General features: G+C 46.4%; 3 protein-coding genes. All 3 read right to left on the minus strand.

Annotated features, from left to right (window positions below):
• Positions 1-164 precede the first annotated feature (164 nt).
• Positions 165-1568 (minus strand): OmpA family protein, encoded by a 1404-nt coding sequence (locus DW657_RS15015; RefSeq protein WP_118313256.1) that lies wholly within the window; start codon positions 1566-1568, stop codon positions 165-167.
• 29 nt (positions 1569-1597) lie between these two features.
• Positions 1598-3064 carry a MobV family relaxase gene (mobV, locus tag DW657_RS15020; RefSeq protein WP_118313257.1) on the minus strand — a complete coding sequence of 489 codons (1467 nt, stop codon included), beginning with the start codon at positions 3062-3064 and terminating at the stop codon, positions 1598-1600.
• Positions 3065-3308: 244 nt separating this feature from the next.
• Positions 3309-4178 (minus strand): hypothetical protein (locus tag DW657_RS17940; protein WP_158577401.1); only part of this gene is annotated, 870 nt, incomplete at its 5' end.

Here is a 4178-nt window from a genome sequence, read left to right on the forward strand (position 1 = left end):
TATACAAGAGCAAGTCATCACTGTCATAAACAAGATATTGCGACAGGAGAAAGAACAAAACAACCAATAGCAGAAAGAGTCCATTCATCACGAACGGACTCTTTCTTTTGATAATCATTGTTTTGCAGATTACCGCTTATCGTATGAATGATAGTAAAACACATTTACTGTGCAAATAGTCTGACAGCCGTATGACGGTTGACTGCAATTGGTGAATACTTATCAATACCGCCCTTACTTTTTGATATTATCATGGACTTGTCAATGCCTCTTGCCACAAGCTGTTGCGTGATATAATCCGCTCTTGACTTGCTGAGAGGATTGTTGATGCCATCGTTTCCTGTGGCACTGTCGGCAGCACCAACAACGGAAATTTTGAGATGATAAGCCTTTGCTATACGAGCAAGCTCATCCAAGTTTGCCATCTGTGAAACGTCAACCAACTGCGCGGTTCCAATCTTGAAAAAGAAGAACACTGGCGAACCGATGCACTTGGTTCCACCTGTCATTTCTGCAACGTATTTGTTCCAAGAAACAGAATCGGAAACAGAGAAACTATACTCCAGAGAGCGGCTTGTTTTTGGTTTTCCCATGCCATTCCAATCCTTGTGAGCCAATCTTGCACGGAGTGAGTTCAAACCGCTGTAGTCATTTTTCGGGTAGATGCGATACTCCGTACTATCCGCATAATATGTCAGGCGGTCGGCATAGGCTTTCAGCAACCCTTCAATCTCCAAGATCTTTCTCATTTCAACGATGACATTGACATCCTCCGCATGAGCTTTGCTTAACTTTTGGTTGTGAGCCAACAAATCATTGGTGTAATCTGCCAGCCATTTGTTCTGGTTGATATAAGGAGCGGCATCTACAACCTTCTTCCAACCGACCTTTCCGATGTTGAAAGTCAGTCCGGCAGACAAGGTGAACAAATTGTCACCAAACTTATTGGATGCGCCCACGCCGTCATAGTCACGGAATGTGGTTGCACCACCCAATTCCATGTTGACTGCCAAACGCTTTGTTAAACGATATTGTCCAAGCACACCATAGTTGATGACAAACGGACTCTTGCCGTTATCCTCGTTATGGATAATACCGCAACCAGCATACGGAATGAATCCCCATCTTTGTGTGGTGGCATGGTCTTTGACAAAACTATTGGTCACATTCCAAAGAAAATCCGCATGAACCATCTTGTAATCACGGACATTCTTGCTGGCATCCTTGAACTGAAAACCTTGGAAACAAAACCGTCCACCAATCTCTGGCGTGAACCATTTTCCTGCCTCTATTGCCATGGAAGGTTTCATCCTGTCGAACAAGTTTCCTTTACCATGCGGTTTTCCTACAAAAGCGGAAGTGCCACCCGATACACCAACGAACCAGTTGGAAGACCATGCAGAAGGAACTGCCACTTCTTTGAGGTATGTAGGCTCAATCTGTCGGAGCATATCCTCATTTATGCCAGACGGTACCAAATCATCCGTGCCATCATCTATTGTCTCTTCATTGGCGTGTAATTGTCCGCACACGCACAATGCCATCATAAATATTGCTTTTCTAATCATAAATCTCAATTTGTCGATTATTTTTTCTATTAACGCTTTCTACTCTTGCTGTCTTTCGGTCGCATCATCCTGTTTGCCATCGCAAGGCAACGGTGCGCCCAACGCCTGTCATCCTCGTCTTCGTTGCGTCCCCATTTCATGTCATTGCTGCCACCGCCTCCGCCACCTTGCCCTTCGGCGAATGTCGTGGCTTGGTCGATGTAGCCAAGGTATAATAAGGTGGCACAATGAAGAACTTCGGCAGTGTGCTCGGCTATGGTTTCCAATGGCGAACCGTCAAATGCTACTTTGATTTCAGGTGGCAACGATGCCATTTTGGAACGGTAGTCAGTGACCATGCTTTCCAACATCGCTGTCTTGATAAATGTGCCGGCACCAGTCTGAGCTTCACGAGAGAACTGCATGGCATCCTGTCGAAGCGTCTCTGTCCGCTCCTTGACAAACTCCATGTCCTTGTTCAACTCATCCAACTGCTGGTCAGCCACAGCGAGCTTGTCTTTCTTGTCAGCCAGTTTCTCATCAACGGAAGCCAACTCATTTTGCAATTTTTCCAACTTCTGCGACAAGATAGAACTGTCACCCTCCTTGTTTGCAATCAGCACCTTCAGCTTGTCAATCTCCAACATCTTCTGATGTCTCTCTTTTTCCAGATGTTCCACCATGGAAGAGAGACCTTTTACACGACGTTCTGCCAGTGCTATTTCCACCCGAAGATCGCTTACAGCCTTGTTAAGGTTGTCCAGTTCCTCTTCCTTTGAAGAACATTCCTCGGACAGGTGCTTGCGGTATTCCTCCGTAGGTCTGTGTCGTTGCCGAGTCTCCGTTTGGCTCGTTCCACGCACCAGTCCCCAAGGTTCATTGACCATCGCCAACTCGTCATGAAGTTTCGATGTACGTTGACTATATTCCCGATTGTTGGCACCTGCGAAGATTTCTTTGAAGGCAAACTTGCCGTCCTTGATTGGCAGAAGAACGCAATGGATGTGTGGTGAAGTCTCGTCCAAGTGTACATAGAAGGCAACGATATTCTCCTCACCATACTTTCCTGCGACAAAATTATAAATGTCCGTCGCCCATTGCTCAATCTCAGGCATACGCTTGACTGCATAATTTTCCTTGTTGTCACCAGGCTTGAATACAACCTTTTGTTCACCGAAGGCAAGTTCTCGCATCTTCCACTGTGAACCGCTAAAAATGAAATCCGCTACAGTTCTGAAGCGTGGCTCTGCCAACCCCTCATTCTTGTCTTTGATGCCACGAGCTGCCAAGTTCTCAGCCATCAACTGTGGAATAGACTTACTCTTGTCGATAGGTGCTATCTTTCCTCCCTTGGAAATCTGGAAGTTCAGATGCTGTCTACCGAGGTCATAGTTGCCTTTTGCAATAGCCACCTGCCATGCCCTGTCGCTCCAGTTGCGTTGGTATTCACGGCTGAGAGCGGCGGCGCATCCCTTACGTCCCCTGACGTTCAAAACCTGCTTTGCTATTCTTTCCATATCTCTGATATGCTTATATGTGTCAGAAAAACAGTGTCCCAGCTTGCTGCTTTGGCGGACACTCTCCCGAAGACTGATAGGTCGTAGGGGTAATGAGTTACCACACTCCCTAAATTCGTGAACAGCGGGCAAGCCCGATGCGCTAAAAAAGGCAAGCCACGACGAGTGCGATATGCCAGTACCGAACCGTGAGGTCTTAAAAGGAGAATGTCCGTAAGGCAGCTATAATGGAACAGAATGAACTCTACTTATGGTTGTCCGCCTTGGCGGTTACAACTGGCTTGGCAGCTGTCTCAACTGTTGAGGTAGGACAGCAAGCCTTATAATCGGAACACAGGGATTGGAAAAGGCCCATGTCTTCAGCTGTGTTCAATTTGACGGAAGCAGACTTTCCATGACTGGCGATGTCGGGCAGTTCCTTTATCAGAAGGAGCAACTGGAGCCAGTCTCGATTGAGAACACGAGTGAAGAACTTGAAGATTGCGTTACGCAGCTGAAGTCTGTTATGTTCTTCCTCATCTACAAGAGGCATACAATCCACAAGTCTGCCAATCATGCAAGTAGCAATATCATCAGATGAAAGTTGGTTGTCAGATGATGTAGAAGCAGAGTTGTTTTCTTGCGATAATGCTACTGCACCCTTTACAATCTGACCACAGACAACGGCAGTCTCTTCTGTGGTGGAAGTGCCATTGAACCAACTGTCCATTGTGAAACGGATGATTGGTTCCAATATGCTATTTCGCATTGTCGGAACGTTACCGTCCTTCATGCCAATCATCGTGATGATGGTGTATTTCGTTTCAAACTCCTTGCAGTGTATCAGCCCATGTTCCGTTAATTTTTCGAGGAACTGACGCACGGTGGCACGATGCCAGTGCCAGTCCTCCGCAAGTTGGGTTTTGGTTGTGATAAACTGAAAATCTTTCAATTCGTCTGCCACTTCCTTGCTTACGGCTTTCGGCATGTAGTGTTCACAAGCCTTGTCCAGCAGATAACAGAATGCCTCATGCTTGGAATACCGCTCGTTATGTCGGTCCTGAAGAGATGCCAGAAAGCCGACAGAGAGGCTTACCTTTATATTTTCCCTAAAATCCGCAACTATCATCCAATA

This window comes from Prevotella sp. AM23-5, from assembly GCF_003473645.1.
Lineage (GTDB): Bacteria > Bacteroidota > Bacteroidia > Bacteroidales > Bacteroidaceae > Prevotella > Prevotella copri_A.

Excerpts from the sequence above, each read along its gene's own strand:
- DW657_RS15015 (WP_118313256.1), bottom strand. The coding sequence starts at position 1,568 with ATGATTAGAAAAGCAATATTTATGATGGCATTGTGCGTGTGCGGACAA.
- mobV (WP_118313257.1), bottom strand. The coding sequence starts at position 3,064 with ATGGAAAGAATAGCAAAGCAGGTTTTGAACGTCAGGGGACGTAAGGGA.